General features: G+C 69.3%; 17 protein-coding genes. All 17 read left to right on the top strand.

What is annotated here, in order from left to right:
- The 17 genes from AB8810_RS08750 (at position 1) to fabZ (ending at position 18,988) form a co-directional block, all read left to right on the top strand.
- On the top strand, positions 1-738 hold the full coding sequence (locus tag AB8810_RS08750; RefSeq protein WP_206230015.1) for a molecular chaperone: 738 nt from the start codon (positions 1-3) through the stop codon (positions 736-738).
- On the top strand, positions 692-3,055 hold the full coding sequence (locus AB8810_RS08745) for a fimbria/pilus outer membrane usher protein (RefSeq protein WP_369916285.1): 2,364 nt from the start codon (positions 692-694) through the stop codon (positions 3,053-3,055). The genes AB8810_RS08750 and AB8810_RS08745 overlap by 47 nt, the downstream gene beginning before the upstream one ends.
- Complete coding sequence (locus tag AB8810_RS08740; RefSeq protein ID WP_369916284.1) at positions 3,052-4,068, top strand: spore coat protein U domain-containing protein; 1,017 nt, start codon at positions 3,052-3,054, stop codon at positions 4,066-4,068. Before AB8810_RS08745 ends, AB8810_RS08740 begins: the two co-directional genes overlap by 4 nt.
- Positions 4,069-4,147: 79 nt before the next feature.
- The gene (locus AB8810_RS08735; RefSeq protein WP_206230012.1) at positions 4,148-4,471 is read left to right on the top strand and encodes a hypothetical protein; all 324 of its coding nucleotides are present in this window, start codon (positions 4,148-4,150) and stop codon (positions 4,469-4,471) included.
- Positions 4,472-5,185, top strand: coding sequence for a molecular chaperone (locus AB8810_RS08730; RefSeq protein ID WP_369916283.1), 714 nt, complete (start codon positions 4,472-4,474; stop codon positions 5,183-5,185).
- A 282-nt stretch (positions 5,186-5,467) separates the two neighbouring features.
- Complete coding sequence (rpsB, locus tag AB8810_RS08725) at positions 5,468-6,265, top strand: 30S ribosomal protein S2 (RefSeq protein WP_179565872.1); 798 nt, start codon at positions 5,468-5,470, stop codon at positions 6,263-6,265.
- Positions 6,266-6,413: 148 nt separating this feature from the next.
- Positions 6,414-7,292, top strand: coding sequence for a translation elongation factor Ts (tsf, locus tag AB8810_RS08720; RefSeq protein WP_179565874.1), 879 nt, complete (start codon positions 6,414-6,416; stop codon positions 7,290-7,292).
- A gap of 113 nt (positions 7,293-7,405) precedes the next feature.
- The gene (locus AB8810_RS08715) at positions 7,406-8,911 is read left to right on the top strand and encodes a GGDEF domain-containing protein (protein ID WP_179565876.1); all 1,506 of its coding nucleotides are present in this window, start codon (positions 7,406-7,408) and stop codon (positions 8,909-8,911) included.
- Positions 8,912-9,004: 93 nt separating this feature from the next.
- Positions 9,005-9,727, top strand: coding sequence for a UMP kinase (gene pyrH / locus AB8810_RS08710; RefSeq protein WP_104558608.1), 723 nt, complete (start codon positions 9,005-9,007; stop codon positions 9,725-9,727).
- 186 nt (positions 9,728-9,913) lie between these two features.
- Positions 9,914-10,471, top strand: a complete 558-nt coding sequence (gene frr / locus AB8810_RS08705; protein ID WP_179565877.1) for a ribosome recycling factor — start codon at positions 9,914-9,916, stop codon at positions 10,469-10,471.
- Between the two features lie 38 nt (positions 10,472-10,509).
- Positions 10,510-11,247 carry a polyprenyl diphosphate synthase gene (uppS, locus tag AB8810_RS08700; RefSeq protein WP_369916282.1) on the top strand — a complete coding sequence of 246 codons (738 nt, stop codon included), beginning with the start codon at positions 10,510-10,512 and terminating at the stop codon, positions 11,245-11,247.
- Positions 11,244-12,068: a phosphatidate cytidylyltransferase gene (locus tag AB8810_RS08695; protein WP_179565879.1), complete on the top strand. Its 825-nt coding sequence runs from the start codon at positions 11,244-11,246 to the stop codon at positions 12,066-12,068. Before uppS ends, AB8810_RS08695 begins: the two co-directional genes overlap by 4 nt.
- A 2-nt stretch (positions 12,069-12,070) precedes the next feature.
- Complete coding sequence (gene dxr, locus AB8810_RS08690; RefSeq protein WP_179565880.1) at positions 12,071-13,258, top strand: 1-deoxy-D-xylulose-5-phosphate reductoisomerase; 1,188 nt, start codon at positions 12,071-12,073, stop codon at positions 13,256-13,258.
- Between the two features lie 26 nt (positions 13,259-13,284).
- Positions 13,285-14,649 carry an RIP metalloprotease RseP gene (gene rseP, locus AB8810_RS08685; RefSeq protein ID WP_179565881.1) on the top strand — a complete coding sequence of 455 codons (1,365 nt, stop codon included), beginning with the start codon at positions 13,285-13,287 and terminating at the stop codon, positions 14,647-14,649.
- A gap of 86 nt (positions 14,650-14,735) precedes the next feature.
- On the top strand, positions 14,736-17,102 hold the full coding sequence (bamA, locus tag AB8810_RS08680) for an outer membrane protein assembly factor BamA (RefSeq protein ID WP_179565882.1): 2,367 nt from the start codon (positions 14,736-14,738) through the stop codon (positions 17,100-17,102).
- 411 nt (positions 17,103-17,513) lie between these two features.
- Positions 17,514-18,536, top strand: a complete 1,023-nt coding sequence (gene lpxD / locus AB8810_RS08675; RefSeq protein WP_179565884.1) for a UDP-3-O-(3-hydroxymyristoyl)glucosamine N-acyltransferase — start codon at positions 17,514-17,516, stop codon at positions 18,534-18,536.
- The gene (gene fabZ, locus AB8810_RS08670; RefSeq protein ID WP_179565886.1) at positions 18,533-18,988 is read left to right on the top strand and encodes a 3-hydroxyacyl-ACP dehydratase FabZ; all 456 of its coding nucleotides are present in this window, start codon (positions 18,533-18,535) and stop codon (positions 18,986-18,988) included. Before lpxD ends, fabZ begins: the two co-directional genes overlap by 4 nt.
- Positions 18,989-18,993: the final 5 nt, after the last annotated feature.

Here is an 18,993-nt window from a genome sequence, read left to right as displayed (position 1 = left end):
ATGTCCCTGCACCGAATCCTTTCGTTGCGCCTGCCGATCGCCGCCGCGCTGTGGCTGGCGGCGATCCTGGCGGCCGATGCCGCCAGCCTGCAGGTCGCACCGACCTCGGTGCAGCTGACCGCGGAACAGTCGGCGCAGGGCCTGTGGCTGAGCAACAGCGGCGACACGCCGCTGCAGGCGCAGGTGCGGGTGTTCCGCTGGCGCCAGCAGGACGGCGAGGACCTGCTCGACCCCAGCGACAGGATCGCGATCAGCCCGCCGATGCTGGAACTGGCGCCGCACTCGCGGCAACTGGTGCGCATCATCCGCCTGGACGATGCGCCCAGGACCACCGAGGAGACCTATCGGGTCCTGGTCGACGAACTGCCGTCGGCGGACGCCACGGCCAGCGCGTCCGGCCTGCAGTTCGTGCTGCGCTACTCGGTGCCCATCTTCGTCAAGCCCGCGGACGCCGCGGCCCCCGCGCTGCAGGCACGGCTGATCCGCGACGCCGCCGCACCGGCGCTGGAAGTCGTCAACCGGGGCAGCCAGCACGCGCAGCTGGTGGACCTGCATTTCGTCGCCAGCGACGGCACCCGTGCCGCGATCGCCGACGGCCTGGCCGGCTACGTGCTGCCGGGCCAACACAAGCGCTGGCCGCTCCCTCCTGCGCTGGTACGTGCCGACGGCACGTTCAAGGCCACGATCAACGGTGAGCCCATTGCTCAGTCGCTCGCGCTGGACGCACAGGCTCCTTGAGCTGCTGCTGGCGCTGTGGGCAAGCGCCGCGCAGCTCGCCGCCGCCCAGCCTGGCGGCCCGCCGCCGGACCGGGAAACGCTGTATCTGGAGGTCACCCTGAACGAAACCCGCAAGCCCGGGCTGTTCCGCTTCCAGCGCGACGGCGCGCGCATGCTCGCCGATGCGGCCACGCTGCGTCAGCTGGGCCTGCGCATCGACGCCGACGCCGACACCGCGGCGATCGCCCTGGAAGACCTGGACGGGGTGCGCTACCGCTACGACGCCGGCCTGCAGCAACTGGCGATCGATGCGCCGGTGGCGCTGCTCGACGTGCCGCTGACCCGCATCGACGCGCAGGACAGCGGCCCGGCGCTACCGGCGACCAGTTCGCCCGGCGCCCTGCTCGACTACGACGTGTACGCCAGCCGCCAGGGCAGCGCCAGCAACCTCACCACCAGCGGCGAATTGCGCGCCTTCGGCCTGGGCGGCGGCCTGTTCGGCCAAGCCATGTTCCGGCAATCCTTCGTCGCCCGCCTCTACCGCGAGCCGCAGCGCGACTGGCGCAGCCAGGCGATCCGCCTGGACACGCAGTGGCAGTGGTCGCTGCCCGACCGCATGACCAGCGTGGTGCTCGGCGACACGCTCAGCAGCAGCACCAGCTGGAGCCGCACGCTGCGCCTGGGCGGCGTGCGCGTGGGCCGCGATTTCGGCCTGCAGCCGTACCGCGTGACCACCCCGCTGCCGGAATTCCTCGGCGAGGTGACTGTGCCCTCGAGCGTAGACCTGTACGTCAACGGCATCCGCCAGTACGGCTCGGAATTGCCGGCCGGGCCGTTCCAGCTGTCGGCGGCGCCCGGCGTGGACGGCGCCGGCAACGCGCAACTGGTGATCACCGACGCCTACGGCCGCAGCCGTTCGGTCGAATTCCCGTTCTATGCCACCCAGGACCTGCTGGCCGATGGCCTGGACGACTGGTCGCTGGCGCTGGGCCGGGTCCGCGAAGGCTATGGCAGCGACGCCTTCGCCTATGCCGGCGACACCGTCGGCAGCGCCAGCTGGCGCCGCGGCCTCAGCGCCGGCTTCACCGCCGAGGCCCATGCCGAGGCCGGCGCCGGCATCCGCAACGCCGGCGCCGGCGGCATCTGGCTGCTGCCGCGGGCCGGGGTGGTCGGCGCATCGCTGGCGCACAGCCAGGGCAATGGCCTGAGCGGCCGCCAGTACGCGCTCAGCTACCGCTGGAACAACGGCCGCTTCAACGTCTCGGTGGATACCCAGCGCGCGCAGCGCGGCTATCGCGACGTGGCTTCGCAGTACGGCGCGCCGCCGCCGCGGATCAGCGAACGCGCGCTGGCCGGCGTCAGCTGGGAGCAGGTGGGCAACGTGTCGATGAGCTATGTGCGCCTGGCCTACCCGGACAGCGGCGACGTGCGCTATGCCAGCCTGTTCTGGACCCGCACGCTGCCGTGGCAGTCCTCGCTGAACCTGAGCGTCAACCAGAATCTGGACCAGGCCAGCGATCGCAGCGTGTACCTGGGCTGGTCGATCGCGCTCAGCGGCGCGCGCCAGGCCAGCGTCGCGCTGCAGCGGGTCGGCGAGCGCATGAGCGTGGCGGCCGATCTCAGCCGCTCGGCCGCCGCCGACGGCGGCAGCGGCTGGCGGCTGCAGGCGCGCAGCGGCCAGGACAGCGCCGGCGGCCTGGCCGAGGCCACCTGGCGGCGCGACACCGCACGCTATGCCGCGGGCCTGGCCAGCTACGGCGGCCAGGCCTACGGCTATGCCGAAGCCTCCGGCGGCCTGGCCTGGATCGGCGGCGGCTGGTTCCCCAGCCGCGATCTGGACCAGGCCTTCGCCCTGGTCTCCACCGGCGGCATCGCCGACGTGCCGGTGCTGCTGGAAAACCGCCCGATCGGGGTCACCGACGCGCGCGGCTTCCTGCTGATCACGCCGCTGATGGGCTGGCAGCACAACCAGGTGTCGATCGATCCGATGCGCCTGCCGCCGCAGATGCGTCCGGAGCGGGTCGACCAGATCGTGGTGCCGCGCGACCGCACCGGGGTGGTGGTGGACTTCCCGATCCGCAACAGCGACGGCGTCCTGGTGCAGTTGCACGATGCGCGCGACGCGCCGCTGCCGGTCGGCAGCCGGGTGCGCGGCCCGGGCATCGCCGCGGTGGTCGGCTACGACGGCGAGGCCTACCTGGAAGGGCTGAAGCCCGGCCGCAACGAACTGGAGGTGGACATGGCCGCAGGCAGCTGCAGGGTCACGCTCGAACACACGCCGCAACGGCGCCCGGCCCGCCTGGGACCGCTGCGCTGCAGCGCAGGGCCGGCGCCGTGACCCGCGGCGCATGGCTGTGCGGCGCCCTGCTGGCGCTGGCCGTGGCGCTGGCGCCAGCGCCGGCCACCGCCGCCACCACCTGTACGGCGGTGACCACCGCACTGGATTTCGGCAACGTCTCCGCCAGCGCCGCGACCGACAGCAGCGCGCAGATCACGGTCACCTGCCAGACCGGCGCGCTCAGCATCCTGGGCACGATCTACGTGCGCATGTGCCTGAACATCGGCGAGGGCGCGCAGGGCGGCGGCCTGGGCATCGCCGCGCGGCGCATGCTCAACCCGCTCAACGACAGCGTCGGCTTCCAGCTGTACCGCGACAGCGCCCGCAGCCTGATCTGGGGCAGCGCGCTGAACGCGTCCACGCCGCTGCAGGTGGACCTGACCTACTCGTCGCTGCTGACCGGCGGCAGCGGCAGCGCCAGCTACACCATCTATGGGCGCGTGCCGCTGCAGAGCGGCATCGCCACCGGGCTGTACCAGAACAGCTTCAGCGGGGCGTTCACCAACCTGCAGTACCGCTACGACGAGCCGCTGATCGGCACCCCGGCCAGCATGCCGGCCTCCTGCACCAACGGCGGCACCGGCGGCGCCACCGCGGTGCAGTTCCCGTTCGTGAGTTCGGCCAACGCGGCCCCGCTGTGCACCATCGCCAGCATCGCCGACCTGGACTTCGGCAGCCACTCCGGCCTGGTCGATACCGCGCTGAACTACACCACCGCGCTGAGCATGAACTGCCGCCGGCGCACCGCCTGGCAGGTCAGCCTGGACAACGGCCAGTACGCCAGCGGCAGCATCCGGCGCATGCGCAATGCCGCAGGCCAGTACCTGCGCTACGAGCTGTACCGCGACGCGGCGCGCAGCCAGCGCTGGGGCAGCACCCTGAACAGCGATACCCAGACCGGCACCGGGACCGGCAGCACCCAGTCGCTGACCCTGTACGGCCAGGTGCCGGCCGCGCAGACCCCGCCCCCGGGCAGCTACAGCGACGTGGTCAAGGTAACTGTGACCTACTGAGGGCTAAACGCCGGCGCGGAGGCGGTAAAGTTGCCGCACGGCACGCCGTTATCTGTCGCATCCTCCTGGGAATACCGCCATGACCGCCAACCCGTTCATGCAATCGCTGCTGCTCGCCGGCCTGTGCGCCGTCTGCGCGAGCGCGGCGGCGCAGAACCCAGGCGCGAACGAAAGCACGGCGTTCCGGGTCGGCATCCGCCTGCTGGGCAGTTGCGAGATCGATACCGCCGGCCGCCGCCAGCCGGGCGCGGCCGCCGCGCAGGTGGCCTGCAGCCGCCCGTTGCCCTACCAGGTCAGCATCGACGGCGCCGCCGCCCCCAACGCCGGTGCACTGGCACTGAGCCTGAGTCTGGCCGACGGACTGCAGCGCCAGGATGCGCGCTACGCCACGGTCGCGTTCTAAGTGGTCGGCCGCTCCCGCGGTCGGATCGCCGGCCTGCTGCTGGCGCTGCTGCCGAGCCTGGCCGCGGCCGCCGGCATACGCATCAGCCCGACCATCGTGCAGATCCCGCCCGGCGCCCAGACCGCCGAGATCTGGCTGAGCAATACCCAGGACCGGCCCTGGCTGGCGCAGGCCAAGCTGTACCGTTGGCACCAGACCGAAGGCATGGAGCAATTGCTGGCGACCGACGACATGCAGGTCAGCCCGCGCCTGATCGACATCCCCGCGCAGGGGCGGCAGCTGCTGCGGGTGGTGCGCACCGGGCCGGCCGCGACCGACGGCGAGATCGCCTACCGCCTGGTGCTGGAAGAACGCCCGGACGCGGATGACGCCCCCGCCGACCCACGCCTGCTGCTGCGCTATTCCACCCCGGTGTTCCTGTCCCCGCCCGGTGCCGCGCCGACCGCCGCGCTCAGCGCCAGCCTGGTCGCCGGCGCCTACGGCCACGAACTGCAGGTACGCAACCGCGGCAAGGCGCACGCCCGGCTGAGCGACCTGAGCTTCGTCGGCGCCGACGGGCGCCAGCTGACCCTGTTCCACAACCTGGCCGGCTACGTGCTGGCCGGAGAACAGAAGCGCTGGCCGGTGCCGGCCGAGGTCGGCAGCGCGCGCGGCGGCCATTTCGCCGCCCGGCTCGACAGCCAGGGCGAGCTGCAGCCGCTGCTGGCCGAATGACCCGGCCGGCGCGCATTTGCGCGCGAGGCCGCGGCCCGCTATAGTTCCGCGGCTTCGTTGCGCCCGCCCGGGCCAGCGAACCGTCCACGCCGGACGCACCGGCGAATACACACCTGCTGCCATCGCCCGTGCCGGGGTGCTCCGCGAGGAGTTCGGTCACGGAGGCTGCAGGGAGGCCCAACCCCGGAATCGTCGTGCACGCCGTCGCAGGCCTGCACGTCCATGCGCGGCTTCACCCTATCCTGCCCGCGCACGGCCGGTTCCCCATCAGGAGTCACTGCAATGCCCCAAGTCACCATGCGTCAGATGCTGGAAGCCGGCGTCCACTTCGGCCACCAGACCCGCTACTGGAACCCCAAGATGGCGCCGTACATCTTCGGCGCGCGCGGCAAGATCCACATCATCAACCTCGAGAAGACGGTTCCGCTGTTCAACGACGCGATGAACTTCATCTCCAGCGTCGCGCAGAAGCGCGGCACCATCCTGTTCCTGGGCACCAAGCGCAGCGCCCGCGACTCGGTGAAGGAAGAAGCCGAGCGTTGCGGCCAGCCGTTCATGACCCAGCGCTGGCTGGGCGGCACGCTGACCAACTTCCGCACCGTCAAGCAGTCGGTGGCGCGCCTGAAGGAACTGGAATCGGCCGAAACCGACGGCACCTTCGACAAGCTGGTCAAGCACGAAGTGCTGACCCTGCGCCGCGAGCGCGAGAAGCTGCTGGCCTCGCTGGGCGGCATCAAGGAAATGAACCGCCTGCCCGACGCGCTGTTCGTCATCGACATCGGCCATGAAGACATCGCCATCAAGGAAGCCAAGAAGCTCGGCATCCCGGTGATCGCGGTGGTCGACACCAACTACAACCCGGAACTGGTGGACTACGCCATCCCGGGCAACGACGACGCCATCCGCGCCGTGCAGCTGTACGCCCGCGCCGCCGCCGACGCCGTGCTGGAAGGCAAGGCCGCCGCGCCGAACGCCGCCAGCGTGCGCGAGGAAGAGTTCAGCGAAGCCGGCGACGACAAGGGCCGCGGCCCGCGCAAGAACGGCAAGAAGGCCGAAGAAGCCGCTCCCGCCGCCGAGTAACCGGCGCGCCATGCGATTGCGCGAGCATGCGCAGTCGCCACCCGGCGCGCGCTGCGCGCCCGGGTCCGCGGGCGCCGCAAGCGCCCGTTTCCCAGAATTCCCGGCCGGCCGCAAACCGGCCCTTTCCCACCTTTTGTGAGGTCACCCCGTGGAAATCACCGCTTCCCTGGTCAAGGAACTGCGCGAGCGCACCGGCGCCGGCATGATGGAATGCAAGAAGGCGCTCACCGAGAACGCCGGCCATATCGACAACGCCGCCGAGTGGCTGCGCAAGTCGGGCCTGGCCAAGGCCGACAAGAAGGCCGACCGCGTCGCCGCCGAAGGCCGCATCGCGATGGCCCAGGACGGCGGCAAGGCCGTGCTGGTCGAGATCAACTCCGAGACCGACTTCGTCGCCAAGGACAACAACTTCCTGGCCTTCACCGAAGCCGTGGCCCAGGCCGCGCTGAGCTCCGGCGCCGCCGACGCCGAGGCGCTGAAGAGCGCCAAGCTGCCCGGCGGCGAGACCGTCGAGGAAGCCCGCGCCGCGGTCATCGCCAAGGTCGGCGAGAACGTGCAGGTGCGCCGCCTGGCGCGCATCGACAGCGCCAACAACGTCGCCGCCTACGTGCACGGCGGCCGCATCGGCGTGCTGGTCGAGGTCAAGGGCGGCGACATCGAGCTGGCCCGCGGCATCGCCATGCACATCGCGGCGATGAACCCGCCGCACGTGAAGGCGTCCGACGTCCCGGCCGACTTCGTCGCCAAGGAAAAGGAAATCGAGCTGGCCAAGATGTCGGAAAAGGACAAGGCCAAGCCGGCCGACATCCTGGAGAAGATCATCAGCGGCAAGATCGCCAAGATCGTCAACGAAGTCACCCTGTACGGCCAGCCCTACGTGCTGAACACCGACCAGAGCGTGGAGCAGGCGGTCAAGGCCGCCGGCGCCGACGTGGTCGGTTTCCAGCGCCTGGCCGTGGGCGAAGGCATCGAGAAGGTGGTGGAAGACTACGCCGCCGAAGTGATGAAGCAGGCCGGCCTGGCCTGAGTCCGGCCCGTCCGCAGAAAAAAGCCGCGCTTGTCGCGGCTTTTTTTTTGCCGGTGGTACGCTCTGCGGGCAGGGACACATCGCTGTCCCGATCACACTTCTCGCGGAACCGCATGCGCCCTGAACTCGAAGCCATCCTGGCTCACTCCCGAAACCTGCCCTCGCCGCCCGGGATTGCGCTGCGCATCATCGACCTGGCCCAGGATCCGGACGTCGATCTGGCCACCACCGCCGACACCATCGCGATGGACATGGCGCTGAGCGCGCGCATGCTGCGCATCGCCAATTCGCCGCTGTACGCCAGCCGGCGCCGCATCGACAACCTCGGCCAGGCGCTGACCATGCTCGGGCTCAACGCCGCGCTGAGCCTGGCGCTGGGCTTCTCGATGGTGCAGAGCCTGCGCGACGGCGCCGGGGCCGGCGACCTGCAGGAACGGATCTGGCGGCGCAGCGTGCTGTCGGCGCTGGCCAGCCGCCTGCTCGGCCAGGCCATGGGCCTGCGCAAGCAGGAGGAACTGATGCTGGCCGGCCTGCTGCAGGACATGGGCGCGCTGGCCCTGCTGCACATCTGCCACGACGACTACGCGCCGCTGTTGCGCGAAGCCGGCGGCAGCGGCAGCGAGACGCTGGTCGCCATGGAGCGCGAGCGGCTCGGCTGCGACCACGCCGAGGTCGGCGCCTGGCTGGCGCAGAAGTGGAAGCTGCCCGGCTACCTGCAGCGCAGCATCGGCCACAGCGCCGGGACCGAACTGGCGCCGGACACGTTCGGCAAGTGCGTGCTGCTGTCCGGCAGCGTCGCCGACATCTGGCTGAGCAGCGACGTCGACACCGCGCGCGGCCTGGCGATGGAGCGCGCCTATCGCGAACTGCAGCTGGACAGCCGCCGCTTCGACGAAGTGATCGCCGGCATGGCCGAATCCCTGCCGGTCATCGGCCCGATCTTCGACGTGCGCATCGCGCAGCCGGAGCGGATCGACGCGATCATCAGCCATGCCCGCGAACTGATGGTGCTGCGCAACCTGCGCCAGATCCAGGAAGCCACCCTGGCCCGGCACCAGGCCGACGAATCGGAGCACCGCGCGCGGCGCCTGGCCGAGCAGGCCAGCCGCGACGCGCTGACCGGGGTGTACAACCGGCACCAGCTGGACGTCCTGCTCAACCAGCAGTTCGACCTGGCCAGCCGCCACGACTGGCCGCTGTCGGTCGCCTTCATCGACCTGGACGACTTCAAGAAGATCAATGACGCCCATGGCCACCTGATCGGCGACCAGGTGCTGCGCGCGTTCGCGCAGGCGCTGCAGCCGCTGTTGCGCAGCAGCGACACCGTGGCGCGCTTCGGCGGCGAGGAGTTCCTGGTGCTGCTGCCCAACACTACCGAGGAGGCCGCGCTGAGCGTGATCCAGCGCATCCTCCTCGACATCGCGCAGCGGCCGATGGTCGAATTGCAGAGCGGGCCGCTGCACATCAGCTTCTCCGCCGGCGTCGCCACCCAGGGCGGGCGCGAGCGCTTCGGCACCGCGCAGGAGCTGCTGCAGGCCGCCGACGACATGCTCTACAGCTCCAAGCACGGCGGCCGCAACCGCGTCACCGCGCGCTCGTTCCGCGACACCCTGGCCTGAACCGGGCCACTGCATGCACGCGTGTGCGCGGCAGATTCCGCGCCGCGCTTCGGCTAGAATCGCGTGGTTTGCCCGTCCCCCCACGAGGTCACCATGTCCCAGCTCGCCTATCGCCGTATCCTGTTGAAACTTTCCGGCGAAGCGCTGATGGGGGATGGGGATTACGGCATCGACCCCAAGGTCATCAACCGCCTCGCCCATGAAGTGATCGAGGCGCAGCAGGCCGGCGCGGAAGTGGCGCTGGTGATCGGCGGCGGCAACATCTTCCGCGGCGCCGGCCTGGCCGCCGGCGGCATGGACCGGGTCACCGGCGACCACATGGGCATGCTGGCCACCGTCATCAACGCGCTGGCGATGCAGGACGCGCTGGAGAAGCTCGGCGCCAAGGTGCGGGTGATGAGCGCGATCAAGATCAACGACGTGTGCGAGGACTTCATCCGCCGCCGCGCGATCCGCCACCTGGAGAAGGGGCGCATCGCGATCTTCGCCGCCGGTACCGGCAACCCGTTCTTCACCACCGACTCCGGCGCGGCGCTGCGCGCGATCGAGATCGGCGCCGACCTGCTGCTGAAGGCGACCAAGGTCGATGGCGTGTACGACAAGGACCCGAAGAAGCACGCCGACGCGGTGCGCTTCGACAGCCTGACCTACGACGAAGTGATCGCGCGCAACCTGGAAGTGATGGACACCGCCGCCTTCGCGCTGGCCCGCGACAGCGACCTGCCGCTGCGCATCTTCAACATGGGCCAGCCCGGCGAGCTGCTGAAGATCCTGCACGGCGCGGAGATCGGCACGCTGGTCAAAGGCCGTAGCTGAGAGGCGGGATTGGGGATTCGGGATTGGGGAATCGCAAGAGCGTTGCGCGCTGCAACATCGACGCGAGGCCACCTCCCCGCGGCGCGCCGTTGCGTCAATCGTGCCGGGATCTGCCTTTGCCATTCCCGATTCCCCATTCCCAGCAGGCTATAATCGTCCGATTCAGATTCAGCACGGACACCGGCGATGCTCAACGAAATCAAACAAGACGCACAGACCCGCATGGCCAAGAGCATCGATGCGCTGCGCCATACGCTCATCAAGGTGCGTACCGGCCGCGCCTCGACCGCCCTGGTCGAACACCTGAAAGTCAATTACTACGGCTCGGAAATGCCGCTGAGCCAGGTCGCCAGCGTGGCCGTGGCCGATGCCCGCTCGCTGACCATCAGCCCGTGGGAAAAGCAGATGGTCAGCGCGGTCGAGAAGGCGATCCTGGCCTCGGACCTGGGCCTGACCCCGAACACCTCCGGCACCACCATCCGCCTCAACCTGCCCGCGCTGACCGAAGAGCGCCGCCGCGAGCTGTCCAAGGTCGTGCATAGCGAAGGCGAGGACAGCAAGGTCGCGATCCGCAACATCCGCCGCGACGCCAACCAGCAGATCAAGGATCTGCTGAAGGACAAGCAGGTCACCGAGGACGAGGCCCGCGCCGCCGAGGACGACATCCAGAAGCTGACCGACAAGGCGATCAAGGACGTCGACGACGTGGTCAAGGGCAAGGAACAGGAACTGATGGCGGTCTGAGCCTGCGCCTCGCGGCCATGCCTTCCGACCCCCGCCCCATGTCCCTGCCCCACCACATCGCCATCATCATGGATGGCAATGGCCGCTGGGCGCAGCGCCGCCGCCGGCCGCGCGTGATCGGCCACCGCGCCGGCGCGCGCGCGGTCAACCGCACCATCGACTTCTGCCTGGAACGCGGCATCCCCGCGCTGACCCTGTTCGCCTTCTCCAGCGAGAACTGGGGCCGGCCGCAGGAAGAAGTGGACGCGCTGATGAAGCTGTTCCTGCATGCGCTGGACCGCGAGGTCGAGGAACTGCAGCGGCGCGGCGTGCGCGTGCGTTTCATCGGCGACCGCTCGCGCTTCGCGCCGTCGCTGCGCGAGCGCATGGCCCAGGCCGAAGCCGGCACCCAGCACAACCAGGCCCTGCACCTGTCGATCGCGGCCAGCTACGGCGGCCGCCAGGACATCGCCCAGGCCGCGCGGGCGCTGGCCGAAGAGGTCGCGGCCGGACGCCTGCGCCCCGAGCAGATCGACGAGACCCTGCTGTCGGCGCACATGGCGCTGGCCGACCTGCCGCCGCCGGACCTGTTCATCCGCACCGGCGGCGACGTGCGCATCAGCAATTTCCTGCTGTGGCAGCTGGCCTACACCGAACTGTGGTTCACCGAGACCCTGTGGCCCGAGTTCGGCCCCGAGGTGCTGCAACAAGCCTTGGACGACTACGCCAGCCGCGAGCGGCGTTTCGGCCTGACCAGCGCGCAAGTCGCCCCGGCGACGGAGAACACATCCGCATGACCCGCACCCGTGTCATCGCCGCGCTGATCATGGCCCCACTGGCCATTTGCGCCATCCTGCTGCTGCCGACGCAATGGCTGGCGGCCCTGGCCGCGCTGATCTTCCTGATCGGCCTGTGGGAGTGGCTGAAGCTGGCGGAGGTCGACGACACCTTGCCGCGCACCATCCTGCTGGTGCTGAACCTGCTGCTGATGGTGCTGCTGGTGTGGGCCTCGGCCGGCTCACTGGTGCTGTTCCAGCTGACCACCCTGGTCGGCGTCGGCTGGTGGTGCGTGGCGCTGCTGTGGCTGCGCTTCTTCCAGTTCGGCTCCGACCACGCCACCTACGCGCGGGTGTTCAAGCTCGCCGCGGGCACCCTGGCGATCGTTCCGGCCTGGGCCGCGCTGGGCCTGATCCATGCCAGCGAGCCGAACGGGCACCGCTGGCTGCTGACCGCGCTGGTCACGGTGTGGGCCGCCGATTCCGGCGCCTATTTCGCCGGGCGCCAGTTCGGCAAGCACAAGCTGGCGCCGCGGATCAGCCCCAACAAGACCGTCGAAGGCCTGCTCGGCGGGCTGCTGGCCGGCCTGATCTGCGCCGCCGGCTTCGGCTGGCTGGCCGGGGTCACCCTGCCGCAGTTGCCCGGCCTGCTGATCGTGGCCGCGGTCAGCGTGCTGGCCTCGGTGGTCGGCGACCTGTTCGAGAGCCTGCTCAAACGCCACGTCGGCGCCAAGGACTCGGGCAACGTGATCCCCGGCCATGGCGGCGTGCTGGACCGCGTGGACGGCGTGCTGGCGGCGCTGCCGATCTTCGCGCTGGGCAAAGAGATCTTCGGATTCTGAACATGGCCGATGCCGTCCGCTCCATCGCCGTGCTCGGCGCCACCGGCTCGATCGGCGCCTCCGCGCTGGACGTGATCGCGCGTCATCCGCAGCGGCTGCGCGCCAGCGTGCTCGCCGCCGGCGGCAACGTCGCCGGGCTGCTGGCGCTGTGCGCCGTGCACCGGCCGGCGCACGCGGTGATCGCCGACCCGGCCCTGTACCCGGCGCTGCGCGACGGGCTGCGCGATGCCGGGCTGCGCACCCAGGCGCATGCCGGCGCCGCCGCGCTGGAGCAGTTGGTGGCCAGCGACGCCTGCGACAGCGTGGTCGCCGCCATCGTCGGCGCCGCCGGCCTGGCCTCGACCCTGGCCGCGGCCCGCGCCGGCAAGCGCCTGCTGCTGGCCAACAAGGAATCGCTGGTGCTGGCCGGCGAGCTGGTCACCGCCACGGCCGCCGCGGCGGGCGCCGAGATCATCCCGATCGACAGCGAACACAGCGCGATCTTCCAGTGCCTGCGCTCGCGCCAGACCGGCGCCGAGGTGCGGCGGGTGCTGCTGACCGCGTCCGGCGGCCCGTTCCGCGGCTGGGACCGCAGCCGGCTGCAGGGCGTGACCCCGGCGCAGGCGGTGGCGCATCCGAAGTGGTCGATGGGCCCGAAGATCTCGGTCGACTCGGCCACCCTGATGAACAAGGGCCTGGAAGTGATCGAGGCGCACCACCTGTTCGCGCTGCCGCCGTCGCGCATCGAGGTGCTGGTGCACCCGCAGAGCCTGGTGCACTCGCTGGTGGAGTTCATCGACGGTTCCACCTTGGCGCAGATGGGTTTGCCGGACATGCGCACCACCCTGGCGGTGGGCCTGGGCTGGCCGGAGCGGATCGAATCCGGAGTCGCCGGACTGGACCTGCTGGCCCATGGCCGCCTGGACTTCGAACCCGCGGACCTGGACGCCTTCCCCTGCCTGGGCCTGGCCTGGCGCGCGATGCAGGTCGGCGGCAGCGCGCCGGCGATCCTGAACGCGGCCAACGAAGTGGCTGTTTCAGCTTTTCTTCAGGGCCGTATCGGTTTCCTATCGATTCCTGCGCTGGTCGAGAACGCCCTGACCGTGCTGCCCGCGGGCGCGGCCGACTCCCTGGACGCGCTGCTGGCGGCGGACGCGCAATCGCGCAAGATCACCGAACTCGCCATTGCCCGCCAGCCTGCCCATGTCTGACACGCACGCCCCTATGAGCCACGCGCATGGGTGACTTCATCGGGTCCGTCTGGTGGATGATCGTCAGCCTGGGCGTGCTGGTGACCTTCCACGAGTTCGGCCACTTCTGGGTGGCCCGCCGCTGCGGGGTCAAGGTGCTGCGCTTCTCGGTGGGCTTCGGCAAGCCGCTGTGGTCGTACTACGACCGCCACGGCACGGAGTTCGCGATCGCCGCGATTCCGCTGGGCGGCTACGTGAAGATGCTCGACGAACGCGAGGGCGAGGTCGCCCCGGCCGAGCGCGACCAGGCCTTCAACACCAAGAGCGTGTGGCAGCGCATCGCCATCGTCGCCGCCGGCCCGATCGCCAATCTGGTGCTGTGCGTGGCCTTGCTGTGGGCGATGTTCGTGATCGGCAAGCAGGATTACGCGGCGGTGGTCGGCCGCGCCGAGGGCCTGGCGCTGCAGGCCGGGCTGCAGCCGGGCGAGCGCATCGTGCGCATCGGCGAGCGCGAGGTCTCCAGCTGGAGCGATGCCAGCATGCAGCTGACCGTGGCGGCGATGGATGCCGCGGACGTGCGCATCCAGACCGAGGACACGCGCGACGGCGCCAGCCGCGTGCATACGCTGCGCCTGTCGCAGCTGCCTGCCGGCTTCGACGAACAGCAGGTGCCGCGCTTGGCCGGCCTCACCTGGCGCTTCAGCCTGCAGCCGGCGATCGTCTCCAAGGTCACTCCGGGTTCGGCCGCCGACGGCGTGCTGCGCCCCGGCGACCTGATCCTGGCGGTGGATGGCGCCTCGGTCGCCGGCGCCGACCAGGTCGCGCCGCAGGTCCAGGCCCTGGCCAGGAACGGCGGCAGCGGCCTGGTCGAGGTCGAGCGCAACGGCGAACGGCTGGCGCTGGAGGTGCGTCTCACCCCCAGCAAGGACCCGCGCCTGAAGGGCCTGTCGCTGGGCGTGGGCCTCGGCCAGGAAGACCGCCCGCCGCCGGCGTTCGACGCCAAGTTGCAGTACGGCCCGCTGGCGGCGATCCCGGTCGCGTTCCGCGAAACCGGCAAGCTGGCCGGGGATACCCTGGGGCTGATCCGGCGCATGCTGACTGGCCAGGCCTCGATCAAGAACGTGTCCGGGCCGATCACCATCGCCAAGGTGGCCAACGTCTCGGCCCAGCAGGGGCCGGACTGGTTCCTGTATTTCCTGGCGCTGCTGTCGCTGAGCCTGGCGATCATGAACCTGCTGCCGATTCCAATCTTGGACGGCGGGCACTTGCTGTATTACCTTATTGAGTTGGTCAAGGGCAGCCCGCTGAGCGAGCGTGCCATGGCTGCGGGGCAGTTCGTCGGTCTGACGATGCTGGCCGGGCTGATGGGGTTGGCGTTCTACAACGACATCTTCGGCCAGGTCCTGCGATGAACCCGATGCTGATCCACTCGACCCCGCTGTCGTCGTCTTACGCCGGCGCCCATGCAACAACGATATCGACCTCTACCGGACGTGACATGACGCGATTTCCCACTCGCCGCCTGCTAGCCCTCGCCCTCGCCGCCAGCCTCAGCTTGCCGGTTCTGGCCCAGGCGACGGAGCCCTTCACCGCCAGCGACATCCGCGTCGACGGGCTGCAACGCATCTCCTCCGGCACCGTGTTCACCTATCTTCCGGTGGAACGCGGCGACACGGTCGACGATGCCAAGGTCGGCGAAGCGATCCGCGCGCTGTACCGCACCGGCTTCTTCGAGGACGTGCAGGTCGATCGCCAGGGCAACATCCTGGTGGTCACGGTCAAGGAACGTCCGGCGATCAACAAGCTGACCGTCACCGGCAACAAGGACATCAAGAGCGAAGAACTGCTCAAGGGCCTGTCCGATATCGGCCTGACCGAGGGCGGCACCTTCGACCGGCTGAGCCTGGACCGGGTGACCCAGGAACTGACCCGCCAGTACAACAACCGCGGCAAGTACAACGTCGAGATCACCCCGACGGTGAGCCCGCTGGACCGCAACCGGGTCGACGTGGCGATCGCGATCAAGGAAGGCAAGGCCGCCAAGATCCAGCACGTCAACCTGATCGGCACCGAGAAGTTCGCCACCGAGGACATCCTGGAGAACTGGGAGTCGCGCGAGCACAACTGGCTGTCGTGGTACCGCCGCGACGACCAGTACTCCAAGGAAAAGCTGTCCGGCGACCTGGAGAAGCTCAACTCCTGGTACCTGGACCGCGGCTACGTCGATTTCAGCGTCGATTCCACCCAGGTGGCGATCAGCCCCGACAAGCGCGACATGTACCTGACCGCCGGCATCACCGAGGGCGAGCAGTACAAGATCTCCGACATCAAGGTCACCGGCGACACCGTGCTGCCGCAGGAAGAGGTCGAGAAGCTGGTGATCCCGAAGCCGGGCGACACCTTCTCGCGCGCGCTGCTGGAATTCAGCTCCGACGCGATCACCAACACCCTCAGCAACATCGGCTACGCCTTCGCCAAGGTCAACCCGATCCCCACCACCGACCGCGAGAAGCGCACCGTCGCGATCAATCTGCAGGTGGTGCCGGGCCCGCGCGTGTCGGTCCGCCGCATCGTGTTCAAGGGCAACACCCGCACCTCCGACGAAGTGCTGCGCCGCGAGATGCGCCAGTTCGAGAACAGCTGGTACTCGCAGGCCGCGATCGACCGTTCCAAGGTCCGTCTGCAGCGCCTGGGCTACTTCGAGTCGGTGGACGTGGAAACGCCGCCGGTCCCGGGCAGCAACGACAAGGTCGACGTGGTCTACAGCGTCAAGGAAACCACCTCGGGCAGCTTCACCTTCGGTCTGGGCTATTCGCAGACCTACGGCGTGACCACCTCGATCCAGCTGTCGCAGAACAACTTCCTGGGCGGCGGCAACCGCGTCTCGGTGGACGCCTCGCGCAGCAGCTACCAGGAGCGCTACGCGTTCTCCTACACCAACCCGTTCTTCACCGACGACGGCGTGTCGCTGGGCTACAACATCTCCTACCGCAAGCTGGACTACTCCGACTTCGGTACCGCCCAGTACAACAGCAAGAACGGCGCGGCGCAGATGATCTTCGGCGTGCCGATCACCGAGAACGACACCGTCTCGCTGATGTTCGGCATCGACAGCAACCAGATCACCACCTACGCCGGCTACACCCCGCAGGCGATCATCAACTACATCGATGCGATCGGCCAGCGCACCTTCCACGCCTGGCGCAGCGAACTGGGCTGGGCGCGCGACACCCGCAACGACTACTTCATGCCGACCCGCGGCATGTACCAGCGCGTCGGCCTGGAAGCCACCCTGCCCGGCTCCACCGTCGAGTACTGGAAGCTGAACTACCAGATCTCCAAGTACTGGCCGATCATCCCCTCGATCGTGCTCAACACCCGCGCCGAATTCGGCTACGGCGACAGCTACGGCAGCGACGTCAGCCGCACCATCACCAACGCCGACGGCACTACCCGCACGGTCACCGCCTCGGGCCTGCCGTTCTACGAGAACTTCTACGCCGGCGGCACCAACTCGGTGCGCGGCTTCGAGGACAACACCCTCGGTCCGCGTTCGGAAGCCACCGCTTCCTACAGCCGCGGGCAGCCGCTGGGTGGCTCGTTCAAGACCGTGGGCTCGGCGGAACTGTACTTCCCGAAGCTGTTCGACAGCCCCTCGGCGCGCGTCTCCGCGTTCGTCGACGTCGGCAACGTGTTCAACGGCGTGGACAACTACAAGACCAACGAACTGCGCGCTTCCACCGGCGTGGCCTTGCTATGGCGCGCACCGGTCGGTCCGATCTCGATCAGCTACGCGCTCCCGCTGAAGAAGGAAGACAACGACGAGATCGAGCGTCTGCAGTTCACCTTCGGTGGGCAGTTCTGACGAACTGCCCGCTCCGGGCTCCCGCTTCGCGGGAACCCGGAGCTCGGGGCTTGGCAACCAAATCCCCGCGCCTTCGGCGCGCCCCCTTTACTAAAGGGGTGAGCGCGTCATCGCGTTCGCGCTGACGCCCCACGATTCGCTGCGCGAACCGCGGGCCCCGGCTCGTCTTCTCCCAAATCCCCGCGCCTGTCGGCGCGCCCCCTTTACTAAAGGGGGCTTTTGTCAGAATTGGATGACCGCGATCTGACCGAAGCAGAAGGTTTTCTGCTTGGTTGATCGTGGCATGGCCCTCAAGCGGGGGCTTTTCTGGCGTTGGTTGATGGCGGCCTTGAGCATTGGCCGATCCTGGCCTGTGCGGCCTGCGCGCAGGGGCAGCATGACCGTGCCGATGGCACACGGTAGAATCCCGGCGTGAATACTCCTTCCCATACCGCACACGAGATCGCCGAGCGCTTCGGCCTGCAGCTGCATGGCGACGGCGCCGTCGCCGTGCATGGCGTCGCCACGCTGGCGCATGCCGGCCCCGGGCAACTCAGTTTCCTGGCCAATCCGCGCTATCGCGCGCAGCTCGCCGACAGCGCCGCCGCGGTGGTGGTGCTCCGCGCCGACGACGCCGAGGCGGCGCCCGGTACCGCGCTGATCGCGCGCGATCCGTACGTCGCCTTCGCCAAGATCGCCGCGCTGTTCGACGTGGCGCCGGCGCGTCCGCCCGGCATCCATCCCAGCGCCAGCATCGACCCCAGCGCGCAGATCGCCGCCGGTGCGCACATCGGCGCCTTCGTCAGCATCGGCGCGCGCAGCGTGGTCGGCGACGGCTGCGTGATCGGCCCGGGCAGCGTGATCGGCGACGATTGCCAGGTCGGCGACGGCTGCGAACTGATCGCCCGCGTCACCCTGGTCACCCGCGTGCGCCTGGGCAAACGCGTGCGCATCCATCCCGGCGCGGTGCTCGGCGCCGATGGCTTCGGCCTGGCGATGGACGCCGGCCACTGGATCAAGGTGCCGCAGCTCGGCGGCGTGACCATCGGCGACGATTGCGAGATCGGCGCCAACGCCTGCGTCGACCGCGGCGCGCTGGAAGACACCACGCTCGAGGAAGACGTGCGCCTGGACAACCTGGTGCAGGTCGCGCACAACGTGCACATCGGCGCGCACAGCGCGATCGCCGGCTGCACCGGCATCGCCGGCAGCGCCAAGATCGGCCGCTACTGCATGCTCGGCGGCGCGGTCGGCGTGGTCGGCCACCTGGAAATCTGCGACAAGGTGGTGATCACCGGCAAGTCGGTGGTGCGCAACTCCATCCATGAGCCGGGCGAGTACTCCTCCGGCACCCCGTTGACCGACAACCGCACGTGGCGCAAGAACGCCGCGCGCTTCAAGCAGCTCGATGCCCTGGCCCGTCGCATCCTGTCTGTAAGCAAGGAGAAGCAATGAGCCACGACCAGACCCTGCCGGACATCCAGCAGATCCAGAAGTTGATCCCGCACCGCTACCCGTTCCTGCTGGTGGACAAGGTGGTGTCGCTCGACTTCGAGAATCGCAAGATCGTCGCGCACAAGAACGTCAGCGTGAACGAGCCGTTCTTCCAGGGCCATTTTCCCGGCCAGCCGATCATGCCCGGCGTGCTGATCATCGAGGCGCTGGCCCAGGCCGGCGGCGTGCTGACCCAGCTCGCGCTGGGCCGCGATGCGCAGTCCAAGCTGTTCTACATGGTCAAGGTCGACAAGGCCCGCTTCAGCAGCCAGGTCGTGCCCGGCGACGTGCTGGAGCTGCATGTGGAAATCAAGCGGGTGATCCGCAACATGGCCGTGTACTACGGCGAAGCCAAGGTGGACGGCAAGGTCGTCGCCTGCGCCGAGGTGCTGTGCGCCGGCACCCGCGAATGAGCCAG

The organism is Xanthomonas sp. NCPPB 3005 (assembly GCF_041228095.2).
GTDB lineage: Bacteria > Pseudomonadota > Gammaproteobacteria > Xanthomonadales > Xanthomonadaceae > Xanthomonas_A > Xanthomonas_A bonasiae.
The sequence above is the reverse complement of the archived record's forward strand: the minus strand, read 5'-3'. Positions and strand labels throughout refer to the sequence as shown.